Source organism: Streptomyces sp. NPDC031554 (assembly GCF_055580685.1).
In genome coordinates, this window is record NZ_JBVIKX010000001.1 from 1,130,605 (window position 1) to 1,155,435 (window position 24,831).

The following is a 24,831-nucleotide window of genomic DNA, read 5'->3' on the forward strand; positions in this document are numbered from 1 at the left end:
GGAACTCCGCCCCTGGACACCGGACCCAGGACACCCGACCACGGGGCACCCGAGCCCGGGCGCCCGGCCTTCGAGTGTCCGATCCCAGGTGTCTGAGCCCGGATGCCCGAGCCGGGATGGCCGGCCCCGGCTGCCCGCCCGGCTGCCGGTCCCCTATCCCCAGTCCTCGGGCTCCGGCTCCTCGTCCATCTCGGGCCAGTGGTCGTCGGTCCCGTCGGCGAAGGGCGCGCCGCCCGCGGCGGACACGGCGCCGGAGGCCTTCCCGGAGCCCGCGTCCGCCCCGAGGGCCGGGGCCGGGGCGGGGTCCGAAGCGGCACCGGAGATCGGTGCGGTGCCGGACGCCGGTACGGTGCCGGACGCCGGGTCCGGGGCCTCGCCCAGCGACGCCAGGACGCCGATCACCCCCTCCCCGTACGTCGCCAGCTTCTTCTCGCCGACTCCGCTGATCCCGCCCAGCTCCCGCACGGACGTCGGCCAGGCCGTGGCGATCTCCCGCAGCGTGGCGTCGTGGAAGATGACGTACGCCGGAACGCCCTGTTCACGGGCCTGTTCGGCGCGCCAGGCGCGCAGGGCCTCGAAGGCGGGGAGCAGCGCCTCGGGCAGTTCGACCGCGGCGGCCTTCGCCTTGCCCCTGCCCTTGCCGGAGGCGGAACCCGCCGCCTTCGCCGACACCGGCTTCTCCGGCTCCTTGCGCAGCGGCACCTCGCGCTCGCGGCGCAGCACCTCCCCGCTGGAGTCCGTCAGCACCAGCGTGCCGTAGTCCCCCTCGACGGCGAGCAGCCCCTGTGCCAGCATCTGCCGCACGACGCCGCGCCATTCGCCCTCGGACAGCTCCTCGCCGATGCCGAACACCGACAGCCGGTCGTGGTCGAACTGGATCACCTTGGCCGTGCGTCTGCCCAGCAGGATGTCGATGATCTGCACCGCGCCGAACTTCTGCCCGCGCTCCCGCTGCAGCCGCACCACCGTCGACAGCACCTTCTGCGCCGCGACCGTGCCGTCCCAGGTCTGCGGGGGCGTGAGACAGGTGTCGCAGTTGCCGCAGCCCTGGGGGTCCGGTTCCTGGCCGAAGTAGGCCAGGAGCTGCCCGCGGCGGCACCGGGCGGTCTCGCACAGGGCCAGCATCGAGTCGAGGTGGGCGGCGGCTCGGCGCCGGAACGCCTCGTCGCCCTCGCTCGACTGGATCATCTTGCGCTGCTGGATGACGTCGTTGAGTCCGTAGGCCATCCAGGCCGTCGAGGGCAGTCCGTCACGGCCCGCGCGACCCGTCTCCTGGTAGTAGCCCTCGATCGACTTGGGCAGGTCGAGGTGGGCGACGAACCGCACGTCCGGCTTGTCGATGCCCATGCCGAAGGCGATGGTCGCGCACACGACCAGGCCCTCCTCCCGCAGGAACCGCGACTGGTGCGCCGCGCGCGTGCCCGCGTCCAGACCGGCGTGGTACGGCACGGCCTCGATGCCGTTGCGGGAGAGGAACTCGGCGGTCTTCTCGACGGAGTTGCGCGACAGGCAGTAGACGATGCCCGCGTCGCCGGCGTGCTCCTCGCGCAGGAAGCCCAGCAGCTGCTTCCTGGGGTCGGCCTTCGGCACGATCCGGTACTGGACGTTGGGCCGGTCGAAGCTCGCCACGAAGTGCCGGGCCGTCGGCATGCGCAGCCGCTGCGTGATCTCCTGGTGCGTCGCGTGGGTGGCCGTGGCGGTGAGGGCGATCCGCGGGACGTCGGGCCAGCGCTCGCCCAGCAGGGAGAGGGCGAGGTAGTCGGGGCGGAAGTCGTGCCCCCACTGGGACACGCAGTGGGCCTCGTCGATGGCGAAGACGGAGATCTTGCCGCGCGAGAGCAGGTTCAGCGTGGCGTCCAGGCGCAGCCGCTCCGGCGCCAGGTAGAGCAGGTCCAGCTCGCCGGCCAGGAACTCGGCCTCGACCGTGCGCCGCTCGTCGAAGTCCTGCGTGGAGTTCACGAACCCGGCCCGCACGCCCAGGGCCCGCAGCGCGTCCACCTGGTCCTGCATCAGCGCGATCAGCGGGGAGACGACGACGCCCGTGCCCGGCCGGACCAGGGAGGGGATCTGGTAGCAGAGCGACTTGCCGCCGCCGGTCGGCATGAGGACGACCGCGTCCCCGCCGGCCACCACGTGCTCGATGACCTCGCCCTGCTCGCCCCGGAAGGACTCGTACCCGAAGACCCGGTGGAGCGTGGCCAGCGCCTCGCTCTCCGTGCCCGGCATCTCGGTGGTTGCTGGCATCTCCCTGATCCCGCCCGTCCCTCGCATCGTCCCGTCCCCCGTACGTCGTCCCTCGACCACTGCGTCCACGATAGGGGTCCGGACCGACACCGCCGGAGTTGTCCACAGGTCCGCGCCGATCCGCCGGCCGCGCGACGCCGCGACCACGCGGGCCGGAGACCCACCGGACACCGGACTCCCCCGCGTGCCGGACCCCCGCCGGACCCCGGACACCCACGGGACGCCGGACCCCCGCCGGACGTGCCCCCCGCCCCCGCCCCCGCTCCGGCGCACACGGCGGGCCCCGGCCCCCCACCTCGGGGAGCCGGGGCCCGGCACAGGCACTCAGCGCGTCAGCGCGTCACCGCACGAACACCCCCGCCTGGCTCGCCAGGTCCAGGAAGTACTGCGGTGCCACGCCGAGCACCAGGGTGACCGCCACGCCCACCCCGATCGTCGTCATCGTCAGGGGCGAGGGCACGGCGACGGTGGGTCCCTCGGGCCGCGGCTCGCTGAAGAACATCAGGACGATGACGCGGATGTAGAAGAACGCGGCGATCGCCGACGAGATCACACCGACCACGACGAGCGGCGCCGCACCTCCCTCCGCCGCCGCCTTGAACACGGCGAACTTGCCCGCGAACCCGGAGGTCAGCGGAATACCGGCGAAGGCCAGCAGGAACACCGCGAACACGGCCGCCACCAGCGGCGACCGGCGGCCGAGACCGGCCCACTTGGACAGGTGCGTCGCCTCGCCGCCGGCGTCGCGCACCAGCGTCACCACGGCGAAGGCGCCGATCGTCACGAACGAGTACGCGCCCAGGTAGAACAGGACGGAGGAGACACCGTCCGGCGTGGTCGCGATGACACCCGCGAGGATGAACCCGGCGTGCGCGATCGACGAGTACGCCAGCAGCCGCTTGATGTCGGTCTGGGTGATCGCGACGATCGCGCCGCCCAGCATGGTGACGACCGCGACGCCCCACATGACCGGCCGCCAGTCCCAGCGCAGGCCCGGCAGCACGACGTAGAGGATCCGCAGCAGCGCGCCGAAGGCGGCCACCTTGGTGGCGGCGGCCATGAAGCCGGTGACGGGGGTCGGCGCGCCCTGGTAGACGTCCGGCGTCCACATGTGGAACGGCACGGCGCCCACCTTGAACAGCAGCCCCATGACGATCATCGCGGCGCCGATGAGCAGCAGCACGTCGTTGCCCATGGTGTCGGCGAGGGCCGGGCTGACGTCGGGGACCGTGCCGTCGACGACCTGCGCGATCGTCGCGTACGACACCGAGCCGGCGTACCCGTACAGCAGGGCGATGCCGAACAGGGTGAACGCGGAGGCGAAGGAGCCGAGCAGGAAGTACTTGACCGCCGCCTCCTGGGAGAGCAGCCGCTTGCGACGGGCCAGCGCGCACAGCAGGTACAGCGGCAGCGAGAAGACCTCCAGGGCGATGAAGAGGGTCAGCAGGTCGTTGGCCGCCGGGAAGACCAGCATGCCCGCGACGGCGAACAGCAGCAGCGGGAAGACCTCGGTGGTGGTGAAGCCCGCCCTGACCGCCGCCTTCTCGCTGTCGCTGCCCGGCACCGAGGCGGCCTGGGCGGCGAAGGAGTCGACGCGGTTGCCGTGCGCCTCGGGATCGAGCCGCCGTTCGGCGAAGGTGAACAGGCCCACCAGGGCGGCCAGCAGGATCGTGCCCTGGAGGAACAGGGCCGGTCCGTCGACCGCGATCGCGCCCATCGCCGCGATGTGGGCCTTGGTGGTGCCGTACCCGTCCGCCGCCAGTGCCACCACCGCGGCGAACGCGGCGATCAACGCGACGACGGACAGGAACAGTTGGGCGTGGTAGCGGAACCGTCGCGGCACGAACGCCTCGACCAGGATCCCGACGACGGCCGCGCCCACGACGATCAGGGTGGGCGACAGCTGTGCGTATTCGATCTTCGGCGCGTCGATCTTCGAGATCGGGTCGGCCGCCGTTGTCCACAGGTTGTGGACGACTGCTGTGCTCACTTGGCCGCCTCCACCTCGGGCCGGGGGTCCTTCTTGTGTACGTCGGACAGCGTCTGCTTGACCGCCGGGTCCACGATGTCCGTGACCGGCTTCGGGTAGACGCCCAGGAAGATCAGCAGGACGATCAGCGGCGCGACGACCATCAGCTCGCGCACGCGCAGGTCCGGCATCGCGGCGACCTCCGGCCTGACCGGACCGGTCATCGTCCGCTGGTAGAGGACGAGGGTGTAGAGCGCGGCGAGGACGATGCCGAACGTGGCGACGACGCCGATCGCCGGATAGCGCGAGAACGTCCCCACCAGGACCAGGAACTCGCTCACGAACGGCGCCAGTCCGGGCAGCGACAGGGTCGCGAGGCCGCCGATCAGGAAGGTGCCGGCGAGCACGGGGGCGACCTTCTGCACACCGCCGTAGTCGGCGATGAGCCGCGAGCCGCGCCGCGAGATGAGGAAGCCGGCGACCAGCATCAGGGCGGCCGTCGAGATGCCGTGGTTGACCATGTAGAGCGTCGCGCCGGACTGGCCCTGGCTGGTCATCGCGAAGATGCCCAGGACGATGAAGCCGAAGTGCGAGATCGACGCGTACGCCACCAGCCGCTTGATGTCCCGCTGCCCGACGGCGAGCAGCGCGCCGTAGATGATGCTGATCACGGCGAGCACGAGGACCACGGGCGTGGCCCACTTGCTGGCCTCCGGGAAGAGCTGCAGGCAGAAGCGCAGCATCGCGAAGGTGCCGACCTTGTCGACGACCGCCGTGATGAGGACGGCGACCGGGGTGGTGGCCTCTCCCATGGCGTTGGGCAGCCAGGTGTGGAGCGGCCACAGGGGCGCCTTCACCGCGAAGGCGAAGAAGAAGCCGAGGAACAGCCAGCGTTCGGTGTTCGTCGCCATGTCGAGCGAGCCGTCGGCCCGCGCCTGGGCGATCTCCGTCAGCGAGAAGTTCCCGGCGGCCACGTACAGCCCGATCACCGCGGCCAGCATGATCAGTCCGCCGGCCAGGTTGTAGAGCAGGAACTTCACGGCCGCGTACGACCGCTGGGTGGACGCCACCGCCTCGCCGTGCTCGTGGGCCCGGTCGCCGAAGCCGCCGATGAGGAAGTACATCGGGATCAGCATGGCTTCGAAGAAGATGTAGAACAGGAAGACGTCGGTGGCCTCGAAGGAGATGATCACCATCGCCTCGACGGCGAGGATCAGGGCGAAGAAGCCCTGCGTCGGCCGCCACCGCCGGCTGCCCGTCTCCAGCGGGTCGGCGTCGTGCCAGCCCGCGAGGACGATGAACGGGATCAGCAGCGCCGTGAGCGCGATGAGCGCCACCGCGATGCCGTCCACGCCGAGTTCGTAGCGGACGCCGAACTCGGCGATCCAGGAGTGGGACTCGGTGAGCTGGTAGCGGTCGCCGTCCGGGTCGAAGCGGACCAGGACGACGATCGCGAGGACGAGCGTGGCCAGGGAGAACAGCAGGGCCAGCGTCTTGGCGGCGTCGCGCCGCGCGGCCGGGACGGCGGCCGTGGCGACCGCCCCGATCGCGGGGAGCACCGCCGTCGCTGTCAGCAGAGGAAAGGACATCGGTATCAGACCGCCCTCATCAGCAGGGTCGCGGCGATGAGGACCGCCGCACCGCCGAACATCGAGACCGCGTACGACCGCGCGAAGCCGTTCTGGAGCTTGCGCATGCGCCCGGAGAGGCCGCCGACCGAGGCCGCCGTGCCGTTGACGACGCCGTCGACCAGGGTGTGGTCGACGTACACCAGGGACCGGGTGAGGTGCTCGCCGCCGCGGACCAGGACGACGTGGTTGAAGTCGTCCTGGAGGAGGTCGCGGCGGGCGGCCCTGGTGAGCAGGGAACCGCGCGGGGCGACGACCGGGACGGGGCGGCGGCCGTACTGGAGGTAGGCGACCGCGACACCGATCACCAGCACCACCATGGTGGCGAGGGTGACCGTGAGCGCGCTGACCGGCGCGTCCCCGTGGCTGTGGCCCGTGACGGGCTCCAGCCAGTGCAGGAAGCGGTCGCCGATGCTGAAGAAGGCACCGGCGAAGACCGATCCGAAGGCCAGCACGATCATCGGGATCGTCATGGACCTGGGGGACTCGTGCGGGTGCGGCTCCGCCGTCGCGGCGGCGTGACCGGACGCGGCCTCACCGCCGTGCGCGGCGGCGGGCTCGGCGCTCGGCGCCTCGGGCGAGCGGGTGGGCCGGTTCTTCCAGCGCTCCTCGCCGAAGAACGTCATCAGCATCACGCGCGTCATGTAGTACGCCGTGATGGCCGCGCCCAGCAGCGCGCAGCCGCCGAGGATCCAGCCCTCGGTGCCGCCCTTGGCGAAGGCGGCCTCGATGATCTTGTCCTTGGAGAAGAAGCCGGACAGGCCCGGGAAACCGATGATGGCGAGGTAGCCGAGGCCGAAGGTGATGAAGGTGACCGGCATGTACCTGCGCAGGCCGCCGTACTTGCGCATGTCGACCTCGTCGTTCATGCCGTGCATGACCGAACCGGCGCCGAGGAACAGGCCGGCCTTGAAGAAGCCGTGCGTCACGAGGTGCATGATCGCGAAGACGTAGCCGATCGGGCCGAGGCCGGCGGCCAGCACCATGTAGCCGATCTGCGACATGGTCGAGCCGGCCAGGGCCTTCTTGATGTCGTCCTTGGCGCAACCGACGATCGCACCGAACAGGAGCGTGACGGCGCCGACGATCGTGACGACGAGCTGTGCGTCGGGCGCCAGGTTGAAGATCGCCGCGGAGCGGACGATCAGGTAGACGCCGGCGGTCACCATCGTCGCCGCGTGGATGAGGGCCGAGACGGGCGTCGGGCCCTCCATGGCGTCCCCGAGCCAGGACTGCAGCGGCACCTGGGCGGACTTGCCGCAGGCCGCGAGCAGCAGCATCAGGGCGATCGCGGTGAGCGTGCCCTCGCTCGCCCCGCCCGCGAGCCCGGCCTCCTCGGGCGTGCCGAGCAGGGGACCGAAGGCGAAGGTGCCGAAGGTGGTGAACATCAGCATGATGGCGATCGACAGGCCCACGTCACCGACGCGGTTGACCAGGAAGGCCTTCTTCGCGGCGGTGGCGGCGCTGGGCTTGTGCTGCCAGAAGCCGATCAGCAGGTAGGAGGCGAGGCCGACGCCCTCCCAGCCGACGTACAGCAGGAGGTAGTTGTCGGCGAGGACGAGCAGGAGCATCGCCGCCAGGAACAGGTTCAGGTAGCCGAAGAAGCGGCGGCGGCGCTCGTCGTGCTCCATGTACCCGATCGAGTACAGGTGGATCAGCGAGCCGACGCCCGTGATCAGCAGGACGAACGTCATCGACAGCTGGTCGAGGCGGAAGGCGACGTCCGCCTGGAAGCCCTCGACCGGGATCCAGCTGAACAGGTGTTGCGTGAGGGTCCGGTCCTCGGCGTCCTTGCCGAGCAGGCCGGCGAAGAGGACGAGGCCGATCACGAAGGAGACGGCCGCCAGCAGTGTGCCGAGCCAGTGGCCGACGGCGTCGAGCCGCCGGCCACCGACCAGGAGGACGGCCGCTCCGAGCAGGGGCGCCGCGATCAGCAGCGCAATCAGGTTCTCCACGATTCTTCCGACCCCTTACAGCTTCATCAGGCTGGCGTCGTCGACCGAGGCCGAATGGCGGGAACGGAACAGCGACACGATGATCGCGAGTCCCACCACGACCTCCGCCGCGGCGACGACCATCGTGAAGAAGGCGATGATCTGACCGTCGAGGTTGCCGTGCATGCGGGAGAAGGCGACGAACGCGAGGTTGCAGGCGTTGAGCATCAGCTCGATGCACATGAACACGACGATCGCGTTGCGCCTGATCAGGACGCCCGTCGCGCCGATCGTGAACAACAGGGCGGCGAGGTAGAGGTAGTTGACGGGGTTCACTTCGACGCCTCCTCGGCCCGCTTGAAGGTGGGCGGCTCGACCGGGGTGCGTTCCAGGCGCTCCGCGGCGCGCTGCTCGATCGCCTTCAGGTCGCCGAGCGCCTCGGCGGACACGTCCCGGACCTGGCCGCGCTCCCGCAGCGTCCTGCTGACGGTGAGGTCCGAGGGGGTGCCGTCGGGCAGCAGACCGGCGACGTCCACGGCGTTGTGCCGCGCGTACACGCCGGGCGCCGGCAGCGGCGGCAGGTGGACGCCCTCGCGGACGCGCTGTTCGGACAGTTCGCGCTGGGTCCTCGCCCGCTCGGTGCGCTCGCGGTGGGTGAGCACCATGGCGCCGACGGCGGCCGTGATCAGCAGGGCGCCGGTGATCTCGAAGGCGAAGACGTACTTGGTGAAGATGAGGGCCGCCAGGCCCTCCACGTTGCCGCCCGCGTTGGCCTCCGTGAGGCCGCCGAACTCCGTCAGGGAGGCGTTGCCGATGCCCGCGACCAGCAGGGTGCCGAAGCCGAGGCCGCAGACGAGGGCCAGCCAGCGCTGGCCCCTGATGGTCTCCTTCAGGGAGTCCGCGGCGGTGACGCCGACGAGCATCACCACGAACAGGAACAGCATCATGATCGCGCCGGTGTAGACGACGATCTGCACGACGCCCAGGAAGTAGGCGCCGTTGGCCAGGTAGAACACCGCCAGGACGATCATGGTGCCGGCGAGGCAGAGCGCGCTGTGCACGGCTCTCCTCATGAAGACGGTGCACAGGGCGCCGATCACCGCGACGGTGCCCAGCACCCAGAACTGGACCGCCTCGCCGGTGGAGGTGGAGTAGGCGGCGAGCTGAGCGCTCATCGGCCGATCACCTCCCCGGAGGCGGGCTCGTCCTCGCCGGACGTGGCGGCGGCCTCCTGCGGGGCCTCGCCCCGGGAGAGCGCGGCCTGCCGTTCGGTGCCGGGTGCGGCCTCCGTCACCAGGCCCCGGTAGTAGTCCTGTTCGTCCATGCCGGGGTAGATGGCGTGCGGACTGTCGACCATGCCCTCGTCCAGGCCGGCCAGCAGCTGCTCCTTGGTGTAGATCAGGTTGGCGCGGCTGCTGTCGGCCAGTTCGAACTCGTTGGTCATCGTCAGCGCGCGGGTGGGGCACGCCTCGATGCACAGGCCGCACAGGATGCAGCGGGCGTAGTTGATCTGGTAGACGCGCCCGTACCGCTCGCCCGGGGAGTAGCGCTCCTCCTCGGTGTTGTCGGCGCCCTCGACGTAGATGGCGTCGGCGGGACAGGCCCAGGCGCACAGCTCGCAGCCGACGCACTTCTCCAGACCGTCCGGATGGCGGTTGAGCTGGTGCCGTCCGTGGAACCGGGGAGCGGTGGTCTTCTCCTGCTCGGGGTACTGCTCGGTGAGCCGCTTCTTGAACATGGCCTTGAAGGTCACGCCGAAACCGGCCACCGGGTTCTGGAAGCCGGGCTTGGACCGCCCGGCCTCCTTGGGCTCCTCAGCCATCGGACGCCTCCTTTTCCTCCAGCGATCCGTCACCGTGGGTGTCGGCTCCGCCACTGACGATCAGCTCCCGCTCCCGGCGCGGACGACGCCGGGGCACCGGCGGCAGCTCCTGCCCCGGCAGCGGCGGTACGGGGAACCCGCCCGCCATCGGGTCGAAGGCGGCGGGCTCGGCCGGGGCCGGCTCCTCCTTGTCCCTGCCGCGGAACATGTCCGCGATGAAGGAGAGCAGCAGCAGGACCAGGACGCCGCCGCCGACGTAGAGGGCGATGTCGGCGAAGTCGTAGTTCTCGTTGCGCAGCGTCCGCACGGTCGCCACGAGCATCAGCCAGACCACCGAGACCGGGATGAGGACCTTCCAGCCGAGCTTCATGAGCTGGTCGTAGCGGACCCGGGGCAGCGTGCCGCGCAGCCAGATGAAGAAGAACAGCAGCAGTTGCACCTTGACGACGAACCAGAGCATCGGCCACCAGCCGTGGTTCGCGCCCTCCCAGAAGGTGCTGACCGGCCAGGGGGCCCGCCAGCCTCCGAGGAAGAGCGTGGTCGCCACGGCCGAGACCGTCACCATGTTCACGTACTCGGCGAGCATGAACATCGCGAACTTGATCGACGAGTACTCGGTGTTGAAGCCGCCGACCAGGTCGCCCTCGGACTCCGGCATGTCGAAGGGGGCGCGGTTCGTCTCGCCGACCATCGTGACGATGTAGAGGATGAAGGAGACCGGCAGCAGGAGGATGTACCAGCGGTCCTGCTGCTGCTCGACGATGGTCGACGTCGACATCGACCCGGAGTAGAGGAACACCGAGGCGAACGCGGCGCCCATCGCGATCTCGTACGAGATCATCTGCGCGCAGGAGCGCAGGCCGCCCAGGAGCGGATAGGTGGATCCGGAGCTCCACCCCGCGAGGACGATGCCGTAGATGCCGATCGAGGCGACCGCGAGGATGTAGAGCATCGCGATCGGCAGGTCGGTGAGCTGCATCGTGGTGCGCTGCCCGAAGATCGAGATCTCGTTGCCGGCCGGGCCGAAGGGGATCACCGCGATCGCCATGAAGGCCGGGATGGCGGCGACCACCGGTGCGAGGACGTACACCACCTTGTCGGCGCGTTTGACGACGAGGTCTTCCTTGAGCATCAGCTTGATGCCGTCGGCGAGCGACTGGAGCATGCCCCAGGGGCCGTGCCGGTTGGGGCCGATGCGCAGCTGCATCCAGGCGACGACCTTGCGTTCCCACACGATGGAGAACAGCACGGTCAGCATCAGGAAGGCGAAGCAGAACACCGCCTTGATCACGACCAGCCACCAGGGGTCGCGGCCGAACATCGAGAGGTCTTCAGCGGCGAGGTACGGGCTCATGCCTCCACCTCCTTGGGGGCCTCGGCGGGCGTCGCCGGGCCGATGCGGACGAGGGAACCGGGCCGGGCCCCGGTGTCGGAGGCGACGCCCCCGCCCGTGGAGTTCAGCGGGAGCCACACCACCCGGTCGGGCATCTCGGTGATCCGCAGGGGCAGTTCCACCGTCCCCGCGGTGCCGGTCACGGCGAGCGTGTCGCCGTCCTCGACGCCGGCCTCGGCGGCCGTGGCGGCGGACACGCGCGCGTGGGCGGCGTGCCGGGTGCCGGCGAGCGCCTCGTCGCCCTGCTGGAGGAGCCCCTGGTCGAGCAGGAGGCGGTGCCCGGCGAGCACGGCCTCGCCGGCGGCGGGCCGCGGCAGGACACCGGCGGTCTCCAGCGGCGTCGCGGCCCGCGGCCCGTCCCAGGCGCCGAGCCGGTCCAGCTCCGCGCGCGTGGTGCGCAGGTCCGGCAGGCCCAGGTGGACGTCCATGGCGTCGGCGATCATCTGCAGCACGCGCGCGTCGGTCGGTGCCGCGCGGCGCGTCATCTGGTCGGGCTTGAGCGCGGCCTCGAAGAACCGCACCCGGCCCTCCCAGTTGAGGAAGGTCCCCGCCTTCTCGGCGACCGCGGCGACGGGCAGGACGACGTCGGCGCGGTCGGTGACCTCGCCGGGGCGCAGCTCCAGCGACACCACGAAGCCGGCCTCGGCGAGCGCCACGCGGGCGCGCGCGGGGTCGGGCAGGTCGGCGACCTCAACCCCGGCGACGAGCAGTGCCTGCAGCTCGCCGCTCGCGGCGGCCTCGACGATCTGTCCGGTGTCCCGGCCGTGGCGGGAGGGGAGTTCGGCGACGCCCCAGGCGGCCGCGACCTCCTCCCGCGCGCGCGGGTCGGTGGCCGGGCGTCCGCCCGGCAGCAGCGACGGCAGCGCGCCCGCCTCGACGGCGCCCCGCTCCCCCGCCCGGCGCGGGATCCACACCAGTTCCGCCCCGGTCGCGGTGGCCGCCCGTACGGCGGCGGTCAGACCGCCCGCGACGGCGGCGAGCCGTTCGCCGACGACGATCACCGCGCCGCCGGCGCGCAGCGCCTCGGCGGCCCGGCTCCCCGGCTCGTCCTCCAGGCCGACACCGCCGGCCAGCGCGTCCAGCCACTCGGTCTCGGTGCCCGGAGCGGCCGGCAGCAGCGTGCCGCCGGCCTTCTCCAGGCCGCGGGTGGCGTGGGTGGCCAGCGAGAACACCTTCTGCCCGTGCTTGCGCCAGGCCTTGCGCAGCCGCAGGAAGACGCCGGGCGCCTCCTCCTCGGACTCGAACCCGACGAGCAGGACGGTGGGCGCCTTCTCCAGCGTCGTGTACGTGATGCCGCCGCCGTCGAGGTCACGGCCGCGGCCCGCCACCCTGGACGCCAGGAAGTCGGCCTCCTCGCCGCTGTGCACGCGCGCGCGGAAGTCGATGTCGTTGGTGTCGAGCGCCACGCGCGCGAACTTGCTGTACGCGTAGGCGTCCTCGACGGTGAGGCGGCCGCCGGTCAGGACGCCGGTCCTGCCGCGCGAGGCGAGCAGTCCCTGGGCGGCGATCTGCAGCGCCTCCGGCCAGGAGGCCGGCACGAGGTCGCCCTCGGCGTCGCGCACGAGCGGGGTCTCGAGCCGGTCGCGCTGCTGGGCGTACCGGAACCCGAACCGCCCCTTGTCGCAGATCCACTCCTCGTTGACCTCGGGGTCCTCGGCGGCGAGCCGCCGCATGACCTTGCCGCGCCGGTGGTCGGTGCGCGTCGCGCAGCCGCCCGAGCAGTGCTCGCAGACGGACGGCGCGGAGATCAGGTCGAAGGGCCGCGAACGGAACCGGTAGGCCGCCGAGGTGAGCGCGCCCACCGGACAGATCTGGATGGTGTTGCCGGAGAAGTACGACTCGAAGGAGTCGCCCTCTCCGGTGCCGACCTGCTGGAGCGCGCCCCGCTCGATCAGCTCGATCATCGGGTCGCCCGCGACCTGGTTGGAGAACCGGGTGCAGCGGGCGCACAGCACGCAGCGCTCCCGGTCGAGCAGCACCTGCGTGGAGATCGGGACGGGCTTCTCGTAGGTCCGCTTGCGGCCCTCGAACCGGGACTCGGCGTTGCCGTGCGACATGGCCTGGTTCTGCAGGGGGCACTCGCCGCCCTTGTCGCAGACCGGGCAGTCCAGCGGGTGGTTGATGAGGAGCAGCTCCATCACACCGTGCTGCGCCTTCTCGGCCACCGGGGAGGTGAGCTGGGTCCTGACCACCATCCCGTCCGTGCACGTGATCGTGCAGGACGCCATCGGTTTGCGCTGGCCCTCGACCTCGACGATGCACTGGCGGCAGGCGCCGGCCGGGTCGAGGAGCGGGTGGTCGCAGAAGCGCGGGATCTCGATGCCGAGCTGTTCGGCGGCCCGGATGACCAGGGTGCCCTTGGGCACGCTGATCTCCGCTCCGTCGATGGTCAGCGTCACCAGATCCTCCGGCGGGAGGGCGGCCTGCCCGCCCCCGGAGGGAGCGCTGGTGGTCACCGTCATGCGTTCACCTCCGTGCGGTCGGCCCAGGCCGTCGACTTGGCCGGGTCGAAGGGGCAGCCGCGGCCCGTGATGTGCTGCTCGTACTCCTCGCGGAAGTGCTTGAGCGAGGAGAAGATCGGCGAGGCGGCACCGTCGCCGAGGGCGCAGAAGGACTTGCCGTTGATGTTGTCGGCGATGTCGTTGAGCTTGTCGAGGTCGGACATGGAGCCCTTGCCGGCCTCGATGTCCCGCAGCAGCTGCACCAGCCAGTAGGTGCCCTCACGGCACGGGGTGCACTTGCCGCAGGACTCGTGGGCGTAGAACTCCGTCCAGCGCGTCACGGCCCGCACCACGCAGGTCGTCTCGTCGAAGCACTGGAGCGCCTTCGTGCCGAGCATGGAACCCGCGGCGCCCACTCCCTCGTAGTCGAGCGGGACGTCGAGGTGCTCGTCGGTGAACATCGGCGTCGAGGAGCCGCCCGGGGTCCAGAACTTCAGCCGGTGTCCGGGACGCATCCCGCCGCTCATCTCCAGGAGCTGGCGGAGGGTGATGCCGAGCGGGGCCTCGTACTGGCCGGGGGCGGCGACGTGGCCGCTGAGCGAGTAGAGCGTGAAGCCCGGGGACTTCTCGCTGCCCATCGACCGGAACCATTCCTTGCCGTTCTGCAGGATGGCGGGAACCGAGGCGATCGACTCGACGTTGTTCACCACGGTGGGGCACGCGTAGAGGCCCGCGACCGCGGGGAAGGGGGGACGCAGCCTCGGCTGGCCGCGGCGGCCTTCGAGCGAGTCCAGCAGCGCGGTCTCCTCGCCGCAGATGTACGCGCCGGCGCCGGCGTGCACGGTGAGTTCGAGGTCGAGTCCGCTGCCCAGGATGTTCTCGCCGAGGTAGCCCGCCGCGTAGGCCTCGCGCACGGCCTCGTGCAGCCGCCGCAGGACGGGGACGACCTCACCGCGCAGATAGATGAAGGCGTGGGACGAGCGGATGGCGTGGCACGCGATCACGATGCCTTCGATGAGGCTGTGCGGGTTGGCGAAGAGGAGCGGGATGTCCTTGCAGGTCCCGGGCTCCGATTCGTCGGCGTTCACCACCAGGTAGTGCGGCTTTCCGTCCCCCTGGGGGATGAACTGCCATTTCATCCCCGTCGGGAACCCCGCGCCGCCCCGGCCCCGCAGACCGGAGTCCTTGACGTACGCGATCAGGTCGTCCGGCGGCATGGCGAGCGCCTTGCGCAGGCCCTCGTATCCCTCGTGCCGTCGGTAGACGTCCAGGCTCCAGGATCTGTCCTCGTCCCAGAAGGCCGACAGCACGGGTGCCAGCAGCTTCTCGGGGCCGGTGTCCTTCAGCTCGGGTGCCAAGGTCATCACTCCCCCTCCTCGGCGGTGGGCCCTGCGGGGTGGGCGGGGTCGGAGGCCGACGTGTCCTGCGGCGCGTCGTGCGAGCTGAGGTGCCGCGTCGGCGACGGGTCGTGCACGGCCCGGTCCTGCGTCCCGTCGTGCGGTCCGTCGTGCGTCCCGTCGTGCGGTCCGCCGTCGCGCGGATGCACCACGCGCGCGGGTGCGGTCTCGCCCTTCGCCAGGCGCAGGCCCACCAGCGACGCCGGTCCCGCGCTGCCGCTCGCCTCGACGGCGCCCTCGCGCTCGTCGGGGAATCCCGCCAGGATCCGGGCGGTCTCCTTGAAGGTGCACAGCGGCGCCCCGCGCGTGGGCGAGACGGTACGGCCGCCGCGCAGGTCGTCCACCAGCCGCTTCGCGCTCTGCACGGTCTGGTTGTCGAAGAACTCCCAGTTGACCATCACGACCGGCGCGTAGTCGCAGGCCGCGTTGCACTCGATGTGCTCCAGGGTGACCTTGCCGTCGTCGGTGGTCTCGCCGTTGCCGACGCCGAGGTGGTCCTGGAGCGCCTCGAAGATGGCGTCCCCGCCCATCACCGCGCAGAGCGTGTTGGTGCACACGCCCACCTGGTAGTCGCCGCTCGGCCGGCGCCGGTACATGGTGTAGAAGGTCGCGACCGCGGTGACCTCGGCGGTGGTCAGCCCCAGTACGTCCGCGCAGAACCGCATCCCGGTGCGCGTGACGTGTCCTTCCTCCGCCTGCACGAGGTGCAGCAGCGGCAGGAGCGCGGAGCGCGAGTCGGGGTAGCGGGCGATGATCTCGCGCGCGTCGGTCTCCAGCCGGGCCCGGACGTCGTCCGGGTAGGCCGGCGCGGGCAGCTCGGGCATGCCCAGGCTGACGCCGCGCTCCGAAGAAGAGGTGGTCACCGGTCGACGCCTCCCATCACGGGGTCGATGGACGCCACGGCGACGATCACGTCGGCGACCTGGCCGCCCTCGCACATCGCCGCCATGGCCTGGAGATTGGTGAAGGACGGGTCGCGGAAGTGGACCCGGTAGGGACGGGTGCCGCCGTCGGACACGGCGTGCACCCCGAGTTCGCCCTTGGGTGACTCGACGGCCGCGTACGCCTGTCCCGGCGGGACCCTGAAGCCCTCGGTGACCAGCTTGAAGTGGTGGATCAGGGCCTCCATGGAGGTGCCCATGATCTTCTTGATGTGGTCGAGGGAGTTGCCGAGACCGTCCGGGCCCAGGGCGAGCTGGGCGGGCCAGGCGATCTTCTTGTCGGGGACCATGACCGGGCCGGGCTGGAGCCGGTCCAGGCACTGCTCGACGATCCTGAGCGACTGGCGCATCTCCTCCAGGCGGATCAGGAAGCGGCCGTAGGCGTCGCAGGAGTCGGCGGTCGGGACGTCGAAGTCGTACGTCTCGTAGTCGCAGTAGGGCTGCGACTTGCGCAGGTCGTGGGGCAGGCCGGTGGCGCGCAGGATCGGGCCGGTGGCGCCGAGGGCCGTGCAGCCGGCCAGGTCGAGATAGCCGATGTCCTGCATGCGGGCCTTGAAGATGGGGTTCCCGGTGGCGAGCTTGTCGTACTCCGGGAGGTTCTTCTTCATCTTCTTCACGAACGCGCGGATCTGGTCCACCGCGCCGGGCGGGAGGTCCTGGGCGAGTCCGCCGGGGCGGATGTAGGCGTGGTTCATCCGCAGGCCGGTGATGAGTTCGTAGATGTCGAGGATCAGTTCACGATCGCGGAACCCGTAGATCATGATCGTGGTGGCGCCCAGCTCCATGCCGCCGGTGGCGATGCACACCAGGTGGGAGGACATCCGGTTCAGCTCCATCAGGAGCACTCGGATGATCTTGGCCCGTTCGGTGACCTGGTCCTCGACGCCGAGGAGTTTCTCGACGGCGAGGCAGTAGGCGGTCTCGTTGAAGAAGGACGTCAGGTAGTCCATGCGCGTCACGAAGGTGGTGCCCTGTGTCCACGTACGGAACTCGAGGTTCTTCTCGATGCCGGTGTGCAGGTAGCCGATGCCGCAGCGGGCCTCGGTGACCGTCTCGCCGTCGATCTCCAGGATCAGGCGGAGCACACCGTGGGTGGAGGGGTGCTGGGGCCCCATGTTGACGACGATGCGTTCGTCGTCGGCGCGGGCCGCGGACCGGACGACCTCGTCCCAGTCGCCACCGGTGACCGTGTAGACGGTTCCCTCGGTGGTCTCGCGGGGAGAAGCGTGTGACGTGCTCACGAGTACGACCTCCGCTGGTCCGGAGCCGGGATCTGGGCGCCCTTGTACTCGACGGGGATGCCGCCGAGGGGGTAGTCCTTGCGCTGCGGGTGGCCCTGCCAGTCGTCCGGCATCATGATCCGCGTCAGGGCCGGGTGGCCGTCGAAGACGATCCCGAAGAAGTCGTAGGCCTCGCGCTCGTGCCAGTCGTTGGTCGGGTAGACGGAGACCAGGGACGGGACGTGCCGGTCGGAGTCCGGGGCGCTGACCTCGAGCCGGATCAGCCTGTTGTGGGTGATCGAGCGCAGGTGGTAGACGGCGTGCAGTTCGCGGCCCTTGTCGTGCGGGTAGTGGACGCCGCTCACCCCGGTGCAGAGCTCGAAGCGCAGGGCCGGGTCGTCGCGCAGGGTGCGGGCGACCCGGACGAGGTGTTCGCGTTCGACGTGGAAGGTGAGTTCGCCGCGGTCGACGACCGTCTTCTCGATCGCGTTCCCGGGCAGGAGGCCCTGCTCCTCCAGCGCGCCCTCGAGTTCGTCGGCGACCTCGTCGAACCAGCCGCCGTAGGGGCGGGCGGTCGCGCCGGGCAGGCGCACCGAGCGGACCAGGCCGCCGTAGCCGGAGGTGTCGCCGCCGTTGTTCGCGCCGAACATGCCGCGCTGGACGCGGATCTCCTCGCCGCCCTGGCCGCGCTGTCCGGGGAGGTTGGAGGCGGCGAGGTCCTTCTCGGGGTTCGTCCCCCCGCCCCCCGCGCCGGTGCCGTTGGCGTCGCTCACCGCAGCAGCCCCTTCATCTCGATCATGGGCAGGGCCTTGAGCGCCGCTTCCTCCGCCTCGCGGGCCGCTTCCTCGGCGTTCACGCCCAGCTTGGTGTTCTGGATCTTGTGGTGGAGCTTGAGGATCGCGTCCATCAGCATCTCGGGGCGCGGCGGGCAGCCGGGGAGGTAGATGTCGACGGGGACGATGTGGTCGACCCCCTGGACGATGGCGTAGTTGTTGAACATGCCGCCCGAGGACGCGCACACCCCCATGGAGATCACCCACTTCGGGTTCGGCATCTGGTCGTAGACCTGCCGCAGCACCGGCGCCATCTTCTGGCTGACCCGGCCGGCCACGATCATCAGGTCCGCCTGACGGGGCGAACCGCGGAAGACCTCCATGCCGAAGCGCGCCAGGTCGTAGCGGCCGGCGCCGGTGGTCATCATCTCGATGGCGCAGCAGGCGAGGCCGAACGTGGCGGGGAAGACGGACGCCTTGCGCACCCAGCCCGCGGCCTGTTCGACGGTGGTCAGCAGGAAACCGCTCGGCAGTTTTTCTTCGAGTCCCATGGCTTAAAGGCCCCTCAGTCCCATTCCAGGCCGCCGCGCCGCCACACGTAGGCGTAGGCGACGAAGACGGTGAGCACGAAGAGCAGCATCTCCACGAGCCCGAAGACCCCCAGGGCGTCGAAGGTGACGGCCCAGGGGTAGAGGAAGACGATCTCGATGTCGAAGACGATGAAGAGCATCGCCGTCAGGTAGTACTTGATGGGGAAGCGCCCGCCGCCGGCCGGCGTGGGGGTCGGCTCGATACCGCACTCGTAGGCCTCGAGCTTGGCGCGGTTGTACCGCTTCGGCCCGATCAGCGTGGCCATGACCACGGAGAAGATCGCAAAGCCTGCCCCGAGGGCTCCCAGTACGAGGATGGGCGCATACGCGTTCACCGCTCCTCGCTCCTCTCAGTCGGCACTGACTGCTGGCGATGTCGAGGCTCGCGTCCGTCCCACCGGCTTCGCGAACTCCACCGTCACCGACGAAGATCGCGAACATGTGAAGCAGGTCACAAGCCCAACTGCCTCGCATCTTATGCCTGCGGCTCTGTGATCTGCGACACGGGGTATTGCACAAGCTTTGTGATCTCCACCACCTGACGAAGGATCATGAAGTCATATCAGCGGTGATCTTCGTACGCGAAGCGTCAGAGTGATCACAAGAAGTGACATTTACGCTCGTCGCCGCAGGTCACGAGGGTCGTCTCTATATCAAGAGGGTTCCGCTGCATGCAAATTGGTGCTGGACGGGTCGCCTTGGTAGTGGACCCGTTCACACATCAGGGGGAGTCGAGGGGTCGATGTGGACGCGTGCATGCGTTCACGAGCGGAACGAGTCACGCCGCTCGCGTCGGACGCGGGCCTTCCGTTAATCGTTCCGTGACCTCCGCCACACTCGTGAGGCATGGTCAGGAACCGGGCTTGGCCAACGATCTCCCCCAGTGGTAGGCGCGGCGCAATCCGGACGTAACGACGAAAGGCCATGATCACAGGCTTGACCACCTGCGTCCGCAATGTCCGTTACGGCGTCAATAAAGGGCGCCGCGCCAGGTGTTCGGGGTCCCCGTTGAACAAATGTGGCGCAGCACACGTTTCTTGAAGGTATGGAGGAGCCCCTGATACCGCTTGTACCCATGTCCCACACCGCTCACATACGCAGCCACCGGAAGCCCCGCCGCAGCGCGTCGACGATCGCGATGCGGGCCGGAGTCGCCAGTGGTGTACTCGGCTCGCTGGCCGTGGCCACCGCGGCCGGATCGGCCAATGCCGCCGAGCCGGTGACACAGACGCTCGAACTGCCCGTGCTGACGGGCGACGTGGCCGCGCAGGTCGCGCAGTCCGCGAACGCCACGCAGCAGGCCGCCGCGAACTACCACCTCGAGGCGGAGCGCGATGCGGCCGCCGCCGCGGCGGCCGCGGAGGCGAAGAAGGACCTCGCCGCCGCCAAGAAGGCCGAGGCGAAGAAGAAGGCGGCCGAGGAGGCCCGCAAGGCGGCCGCCGAGGCCGCCGTGTCCCGTTCCTCGGAGCGGACCACCCTCGCCACCGCGACGACCGCCTCCGCTCCGGCGAGCGGCAGCGTCGCGACGGTCGTCTCCTTCCTCAGGGCCCAGGTGGGCGACGCGTACGTCATGGGTGCCACGGGCCCCAACGCCTGGGACTGTTCGAGCCTGGTGCAGGCCGCGTTCCGCCAGGTCGGCGTGGACCTCCCGCGGGTCTCGCAGGACCAGTCGATGGCCGGCACGGACGTGTCGCTGTCCGACCTCCAGGTGGGCGACATCCTGTACTGGGGCGGGAAGGGGTCCGCGTACCACGTGGGCGTCTACATCGGGGGCGGCCAGTACCTCGACGCGGCCAACCCCTCCAAGGGTGTGGTGATCCAGGACCTCTCCGGCTACCCGGCGTCGGGTGCGGTGCGGGTCCTCTGAGACGCACGGGTCCGCACGCGCGGACCCACCGAAGGGCCGCAGCCGCTCGGGGGCCGCGGCCCTTCGGGCTTTCCGGGCGAACGGGGCCGGGAGCCCCGGGACGGGAGCGCGGGGCGGTGCGGCCGGAACCGACACCCGGCCCCGGCCGCACCGCCGCGCGCGGCCGGGTCAGGCCTTGGGCGCCACCTTGCTCAGGCCGTTGATGATGCGGTCCATCGCGTCGCCGCCGGTGGGGTCGGTGAGGTTGGCGAGCATCTTGAGCGTGAACTTCATCAGCAGCGGGTGCGTCAGGCCGCGCTGGGTCGCGATCTTCATGACCTTGGGGTTGCCGATGAGCTTCACGAAGGCGCGGCCCAGCGTGTAGTAGCCGCCGTAGGTGTCCTTGAGGACGCGGGGGTAACGCTGGAGGGCGAGTTCGCGTCCCGCGGGGGTGGAGCGGGCGTGGGCCTGGACGATGACGTCGGCCGCGAGCTGGCCGGACTCCATGGCGTAGGCGATGCCCTCGCCGTTGAAGGGGTTCACCAGGCCGCCGGCGTCGCCGACGAGCAGCAGTCCGCGCGTGTAGTGCGGCTGGCGGTTGAAGGCCATCGGCAGCGCGGCCCCGCGGATGGGGCCGGTCATGTTCTCCGGCGTGTAGCCCCAGTCCTCGGGCATGGAGGCGCACCAGGCCTTGAGGACCTCGCGCCAGTCCAGCTCCTTGAAGGAGTCGGAGGTGTTGAGGACGCCCAGGCCCACGTTGGAGGTGCCGTCGCCCATGCCGAAGATCCAGCCGTAGCCCGGCAGCAGGCGGTCCTCGCCCGGCCCGCGCCGGTCCCAGAGCTCGAGCCAGGACTCGAGGTAGTCGTCCTCGTGGCGGGGGCTGGTGAAGTAGGTGCGCACCGCGACGCCCATGGGGCGGTCCTCGCGGCGGTGCAGGCCCATCGCCAGGGAGAGGCGGGTGGAGTTGCCGTCGGCGGCGACGACGAGCGGGGCGCGGAAGGTGACCTCGCGCTTCTCCTCGCCGAGCTTGGCGTGCACGCCGGTGATCCGGCCGGTGCGGTCGTCGACGACGGGGGCGCCGACGTTGCAGCGTTCGTAGAGCCGGGCGCCCGCCTTCTGGGCCTGGCGGGCGAGCTGCTCGTCGAAGTCGTCGCGCTTGCGGACGAGGCCGTAGTCGGGGAAGGAGGCGAGATCCGGCCAGTCCAGCTGGAGGCGGACGCCGCCGCCGATGATGCGCAGTCCCTTGTTGCGCAGCCAGCCGGCCTCCTCGGAGACGTCGATCCCCATGGCGACGAGCTGCTTGACGGCGCGCGGGGTGAGGCCGTCGCCGCATACCTTCTCGCGCGGGAACTCGGTCTTCTCCAGCAGGAGCACGTCGAGGCCGGCCTTGGCGAGGTGGTACGCGGTCGTGGAGCCGGCGGGCCCCGCGCCGACCACGATCACATCGGCGGTGTTTTCGGAGAGGGGCTCGGTCACGGCGGGTTCTCCCCAAGGTTCGCAATCGCGTGCCGACCGGCACTGGACACGGGCAGTCTATTCAGGAGAGTCGATCGACCTGCTGAAGGGCTGCCCCCGTGAACCGAGTTCCGCCCGTAGTACGGCTGCGCGTCCCCACGGACGAGGACGCGGTGGCGTGGCACCGGGTCTTCGACCACCCGGAGGTCATGGAGTTCCACGGCGGCCGTTCCGCGGGGCTCTCCGTCTACGAGGAACTCACCGCCCGCCAGCGCCGGCACGACGCCGAGCGCGGGTTCTGCCTGTGGACGGTGCTCGACGGTTCGGGGCGGGTCGTCGGCTTCACCGGCGCCCAGCCCTGGGAACGGGAGTGGGGCCCGACCGGTGAGATCGAGATCGGCTGGCGGCTCGGCCGGGAGTACTGGGGCCAGGGGTACGCCACGGCCGCGGCGCGGATGACGCTGGAACGGGTGCGGGACGCGGGGGTGCCGGACGTGGTCGCCATGGTCCTCGCCGACAACGCCCGGTCCGTCGCGGTCACCCGGCGGCTCGGCATGCGGCTCGCCGACGTGTTCACCACCCCCGGGTCACAGCGGGAGGCGCACTGCTACCGGCTCGCGCTGTAGCGGATTCTCCAACTCCATTTCCGTCACGACAAGTAGCCGATTGTCACGGAAAGAGACCGGACGCTTCCGGATGGCCTCTCGCGCGGTTACCCTTCAGGTGTCGCAGGGGGTGACATCTGTGTTCATCCGGCCCAAAACACCCGAGGTGCGCGTACCGAGGCTCGTCGGCCTGATGGCCGTGGACGCGCGCGAGACGGCCACCGCTCGAGGAGTGCTGCTGGCCGCGCCCGACCGGCCCGACTTCCACCGGGCCGTCGTCGACTACGTCGTGCGGCAGTACCCGCCGCCCGGTGCCGAGGTGCCGCGCGGAGCGGTCGTCACCGTGTGGTTCGACTTCGCGGAGGGGGAGGGCGGCGGCGGTGCGGGCGTCCGCGAGCCCCTGCTTCCGGCGCCGGGCGGCGGCGGCATACGGCGGGAACTGGCCCCGTCGCGGGATCCCTTCGAACCGGTCGGTGGCTGAGGACCGGCCCGGCTCCCGCCGGCCGGCCCCGCCCGCGGTCCGATCCGGTCCGTCGCCGGCAGGCCGGCCGCCGGCCTGTCCGTCGCCCGCCTGCCCGTGGTCGGCCCGCCCGTCCTGGGCCGGTCAGCCCTCGGCCGGTCGGTTCTCGGCCGGTCGGTCCTGCTTGAAGCCCCGGTGCAGGGTGACCACGCCGCCGGTGAGGTTGCGCCAGGCGACCTTCGACCAGCCGGCCTCGCGCAGGTGCCCGGCGAGGGCGGGCTGGTCGGGCCAGGCGCGGATGGACTCGGCGAGGTAGACGTACGCGTCGGGATTGGAGGAGACCGCGCGGGCGACCGGGGGCAGGGCGCGCATCAGGTACTCGGTGTAGACCTGGCGGAAGGGCGCCCAGGTCGGGTGCGAGAACTCGCAGATCACGACCCGTCCGCCGGGCCGCGTCACCCGGTGCATCTCCCGCAGGGCCCCGTCGAAGTCCTGCACGTTGCGCAGCCCGAAGGAGATGGTGACGGCGTCGAAGGTGTCGTCCTTGAACGGCAGCCTCGTCGCGTCGCCCGCGGTGAGCGGCAGCCAGGGGTGCCTCTGCTTGCCCACCTGGAGCATGCCGAGGGAGAAGTCGCAGGGGACGACGTAGGCGCCGGCCCTGGCGAAGGGCAGCGAGGAGGTGGCCGTGCCCGCCGCCAGGTCGAGGACCTTCTGCGCGGGGCGGGCGTCGACGGCGCGCGCGACCTCCTTGCGCCATCTGCGGTCCTGACCGAGCGAGAGGACGTCGTTGGTGAGGTCGTACCGTTCCGCCACGCGGTCGAACATCGAGGCGACTTCGTGGGGCTGCTTGTTCAGGGAAGCACGGGTCACCCGCCCATTGTGGCAGCAGGGGTTTGGCCCTCACGGCAGCAGCCTCGGCTTCTTCCGGGCGGCCACGTCCTCGACCCAGCCGCACAGCAGCACGAACACCACGATCAGCAGCCAGCCGACGGTGAACAGGAACCACTGGCTCTCCAGCGGCAGGTACGCCTCGAAGGCGGGCACGTCCCAGAACCGGTCGATCAGCGGGACCGCCAGCACCAGGGCGATCTCGTGCCAGAGGTAGATCGTCACCGCGCGCGCGTTGAAGACGGAGACCAGCCGGTTCAGGCGCCCGCGCCGGGTGAGCCCGGCGAAGTCGATCCGGAAGTACGCCTTCGCCCACATCAGCAGCATCACGAAGCCGGCCGACCAGAAGGCCTGCGCGAGGGGGTTCTCGTCCAGGTCGTAGGTGCCGTACTCGGCCCGGTGCGCGAAGGCGTACCAGCCGCCGTACGCCATGGCCGCCAGGGAGAGGGCGACCACCGGGGCCGGTTTCGCGCGCTGGAGCACGCCGTCGCGGTGGGCGAAGCCGAGCACCCAGCAGAACAGGTACGTCGACAGGTCCCACAGGGCGGTGCCGACGCGGCCGTCCGGGCCGGACCAGAGGAAGTTCAGGACCAGGACCGGGCCGAGGGACGCGGCCAGGACGGGGACCGGTGCGAGGCGGAACAGCCGGAGCAGGAGCGGGGAGAGCAGCACGAACCACAGGTAGGTGCGCAGGTACCAGAGGATCTCCCAGGCCTGCTCGCCCCACGCGTTGCCCGGCGGATCGCCCAGCGGCACGATCCAGTAGACGATCCGCCAGTCCGGCATCCAGCCGTGGACGAGCATCGCCACGACCACGAAGATCCCCCAGAACCAGAAGGGCGGCAGGAGTCTGCGGAGGCGGCCGCGGACCACGGCGGGCGCCGGGCGTTCCAGGGACTTCGCCATCAGAGTGCCGGCCAGGCCGAACATGACGCCCATGGAGGGGAAGACCAGGCCCGCCCAGGCCCAGCCGAAGGTGTGGTACGCCACGACGCGGACGAGGGCGAGGGCCCGGAGGCTGTCGAAGTAGCGGTCCCGGCCGGGCGCCCGCGGCACCGCCCCGGCGGGTCCCGCCGGGGGTCGCCCCGCCGGGGGCCCGACCACGGGCAGGGGAGCCGTGTCCGTGGCGGACCCGGGCCCGGGGCCTGAGCCCTGGCCAGGACCGGGGCCGGGGCCGGAGGCGGAGCCGGGGCCGGAGGCGGGGGCGGTGGCAGGGCCTGGGCCC

Annotated in this window: 21 protein-coding genes; 3 read left to right on the top strand and 18 right to left on the bottom strand. The window is 70.8% G+C overall.

Features of this window, described 5'->3' with window-relative positions:
• Positions 1-153 precede the first annotated feature (153 nt).
• The 15 genes from recQ to ACZ5FU_RS05100 all read right to left on the bottom strand — a co-directional run bounded on the left by recQ (position 154) and on the right by ACZ5FU_RS05100 (position 18,687).
• Entirely contained in the window at positions 154-2,271 is a 2,118-nt protein-coding gene (gene recQ / locus ACZ5FU_RS05030; protein ID WP_451527086.1) for a DNA helicase RecQ, read from the bottom strand.
• Positions 2,272-2,584: 313 nt separating this feature from the next.
• Complete coding sequence (gene nuoN, locus ACZ5FU_RS05035; RefSeq protein ID WP_451777681.1) at positions 2,585-4,234, bottom strand: NADH-quinone oxidoreductase subunit NuoN; 1,650 nt, start codon at positions 4,232-4,234, stop codon at positions 2,585-2,587.
• A complete protein-coding gene (locus ACZ5FU_RS05040; protein ID WP_451527051.1) occupies positions 4,231-5,802 on the bottom strand; it encodes an NADH-quinone oxidoreductase subunit M in 1,572 nt (523 codons plus the stop codon). Before ACZ5FU_RS05040 ends, nuoN begins: the two co-directional genes overlap by 4 nt.
• A 5-nt stretch (positions 5,803-5,807) precedes the next feature.
• Complete coding sequence (gene nuoL, locus ACZ5FU_RS05045) at positions 5,808-7,796, bottom strand: NADH-quinone oxidoreductase subunit L (protein WP_468643157.1); 1,989 nt, start codon at positions 7,794-7,796, stop codon at positions 5,808-5,810.
• Between the two features lie 15 nt (positions 7,797-7,811).
• Positions 7,812-8,111, bottom strand: a complete 300-nt coding sequence (gene nuoK / locus ACZ5FU_RS05050; RefSeq protein ID WP_003974374.1) for an NADH-quinone oxidoreductase subunit NuoK — start codon at positions 8,109-8,111, stop codon at positions 7,812-7,814.
• Complete coding sequence (locus tag ACZ5FU_RS05055) at positions 8,108-8,950, bottom strand: NADH-quinone oxidoreductase subunit J (protein ID WP_468833722.1); 843 nt, start codon at positions 8,948-8,950, stop codon at positions 8,108-8,110. The genes nuoK and ACZ5FU_RS05055 overlap by 4 nt, the downstream gene beginning before the upstream one ends.
• Positions 8,947-9,597 carry an NADH-quinone oxidoreductase subunit NuoI gene (nuoI, locus tag ACZ5FU_RS05060; RefSeq protein ID WP_451527054.1) on the bottom strand — a complete coding sequence of 217 codons (651 nt, stop codon included), beginning with the start codon at positions 9,595-9,597 and terminating at the stop codon, positions 8,947-8,949. Before nuoI ends, ACZ5FU_RS05055 begins: the two co-directional genes overlap by 4 nt.
• A complete protein-coding gene (nuoH, locus tag ACZ5FU_RS05065) occupies positions 9,590-10,951 on the bottom strand; it encodes an NADH-quinone oxidoreductase subunit NuoH (protein WP_451527055.1) in 1,362 nt (453 codons plus the stop codon). Before nuoH ends, nuoI begins: the two co-directional genes overlap by 8 nt.
• Positions 10,948-13,452 (bottom strand): NADH-quinone oxidoreductase subunit G, encoded by a 2,505-nt coding sequence (locus ACZ5FU_RS05070; RefSeq protein ID WP_468833726.1) that lies wholly within the window; start codon positions 13,450-13,452, stop codon positions 10,948-10,950. Before ACZ5FU_RS05070 ends, nuoH begins: the two co-directional genes overlap by 4 nt.
• Positions 13,449-14,795 carry an NADH-quinone oxidoreductase subunit NuoF gene (nuoF, locus tag ACZ5FU_RS05075; protein ID WP_451527057.1) on the bottom strand — a complete coding sequence of 449 codons (1,347 nt, stop codon included), beginning with the start codon at positions 14,793-14,795 and terminating at the stop codon, positions 13,449-13,451. The genes ACZ5FU_RS05070 and nuoF overlap by 4 nt, the downstream gene beginning before the upstream one ends.
• Positions 14,795-15,691 (bottom strand): NADH-quinone oxidoreductase subunit NuoE, encoded by an 897-nt coding sequence (nuoE, locus tag ACZ5FU_RS05080; protein WP_451777671.1) that lies wholly within the window; start codon positions 15,689-15,691, stop codon positions 14,795-14,797. Before nuoE ends, nuoF begins: the two co-directional genes overlap by 1 nt.
• Entirely contained in the window at positions 15,688-17,010 is a 1,323-nt protein-coding gene (locus ACZ5FU_RS05085) for an NADH-quinone oxidoreductase subunit D (RefSeq protein WP_451527059.1), read from the bottom strand. The genes nuoE and ACZ5FU_RS05085 overlap by 4 nt, the downstream gene beginning before the upstream one ends.
• Positions 17,007-17,762, bottom strand: coding sequence for an NADH-quinone oxidoreductase subunit C (locus ACZ5FU_RS05090; protein WP_468643162.1), 756 nt, complete (start codon positions 17,760-17,762; stop codon positions 17,007-17,009). The genes ACZ5FU_RS05085 and ACZ5FU_RS05090 overlap by 4 nt, the downstream gene beginning before the upstream one ends.
• Positions 17,759-18,313: a NuoB/complex I 20 kDa subunit family protein gene (locus ACZ5FU_RS05095; protein WP_062640096.1), complete on the bottom strand. Its 555-nt coding sequence runs from the start codon at positions 18,311-18,313 to the stop codon at positions 17,759-17,761. The genes ACZ5FU_RS05090 and ACZ5FU_RS05095 overlap by 4 nt, the downstream gene beginning before the upstream one ends.
• Before the next feature lie 14 nt (positions 18,314-18,327).
• Positions 18,328-18,687, bottom strand: coding sequence for an NADH-quinone oxidoreductase subunit A (locus tag ACZ5FU_RS05100; protein WP_007383963.1), 360 nt, complete (start codon positions 18,685-18,687; stop codon positions 18,328-18,330).
• 710 nt (positions 18,688-19,397) lie between these two features.
• Here ACZ5FU_RS05100 and ACZ5FU_RS05105 point away from each other — a divergent pair.
• Entirely contained in the window at positions 19,398-20,219 is an 822-nt protein-coding gene (locus ACZ5FU_RS05105; protein ID WP_451527061.1) for a C40 family peptidase, read from the top strand.
• Between the two features lie 168 nt (positions 20,220-20,387).
• Here ACZ5FU_RS05105 and ACZ5FU_RS05110 read toward each other — a convergent pair whose 3' ends face one another.
• The gene (locus ACZ5FU_RS05110) at positions 20,388-21,674 is read right to left on the bottom strand and encodes a geranylgeranyl reductase family protein (RefSeq protein ID WP_363088949.1); all 1,287 of its coding nucleotides are present in this window, start codon (positions 21,672-21,674) and stop codon (positions 20,388-20,390) included.
• 98 nt (positions 21,675-21,772) lie between these two features.
• Here ACZ5FU_RS05110 and ACZ5FU_RS05115 point away from each other — a divergent pair, with 98 nt between their 5' ends.
• Both ACZ5FU_RS05115 and ACZ5FU_RS05120 read left to right on the top strand, forming a co-directional pair.
• Positions 21,773-22,279 (top strand): GNAT family N-acetyltransferase, encoded by a 507-nt coding sequence (locus ACZ5FU_RS05115; protein ID WP_469044435.1) that lies wholly within the window; start codon positions 21,773-21,775, stop codon positions 22,277-22,279.
• 118 nt (positions 22,280-22,397) lie between these two features.
• Complete coding sequence (locus ACZ5FU_RS05120; protein WP_451527087.1) at positions 22,398-22,739, top strand: PASTA domain-containing protein; 342 nt, start codon at positions 22,398-22,400, stop codon at positions 22,737-22,739.
• Positions 22,740-22,862: 123 nt separating this feature from the next.
• Here ACZ5FU_RS05120 and ACZ5FU_RS05125 read toward each other — a convergent pair whose 3' ends face one another.
• On the bottom strand, positions 22,863-23,588 hold the full coding sequence (locus tag ACZ5FU_RS05125) for a demethylmenaquinone methyltransferase (RefSeq protein WP_469044437.1): 726 nt from the start codon (positions 23,586-23,588) through the stop codon (positions 22,863-22,865).
• A 30-nt stretch (positions 23,589-23,618) separates the two neighbouring features.
• A complete protein-coding gene (locus ACZ5FU_RS05130; protein ID WP_469044439.1) occupies positions 23,619-24,710 on the bottom strand; it encodes an acyltransferase family protein in 1,092 nt (363 codons plus the stop codon).
• Positions 24,711-24,831: the final 121 nt, after the last annotated feature.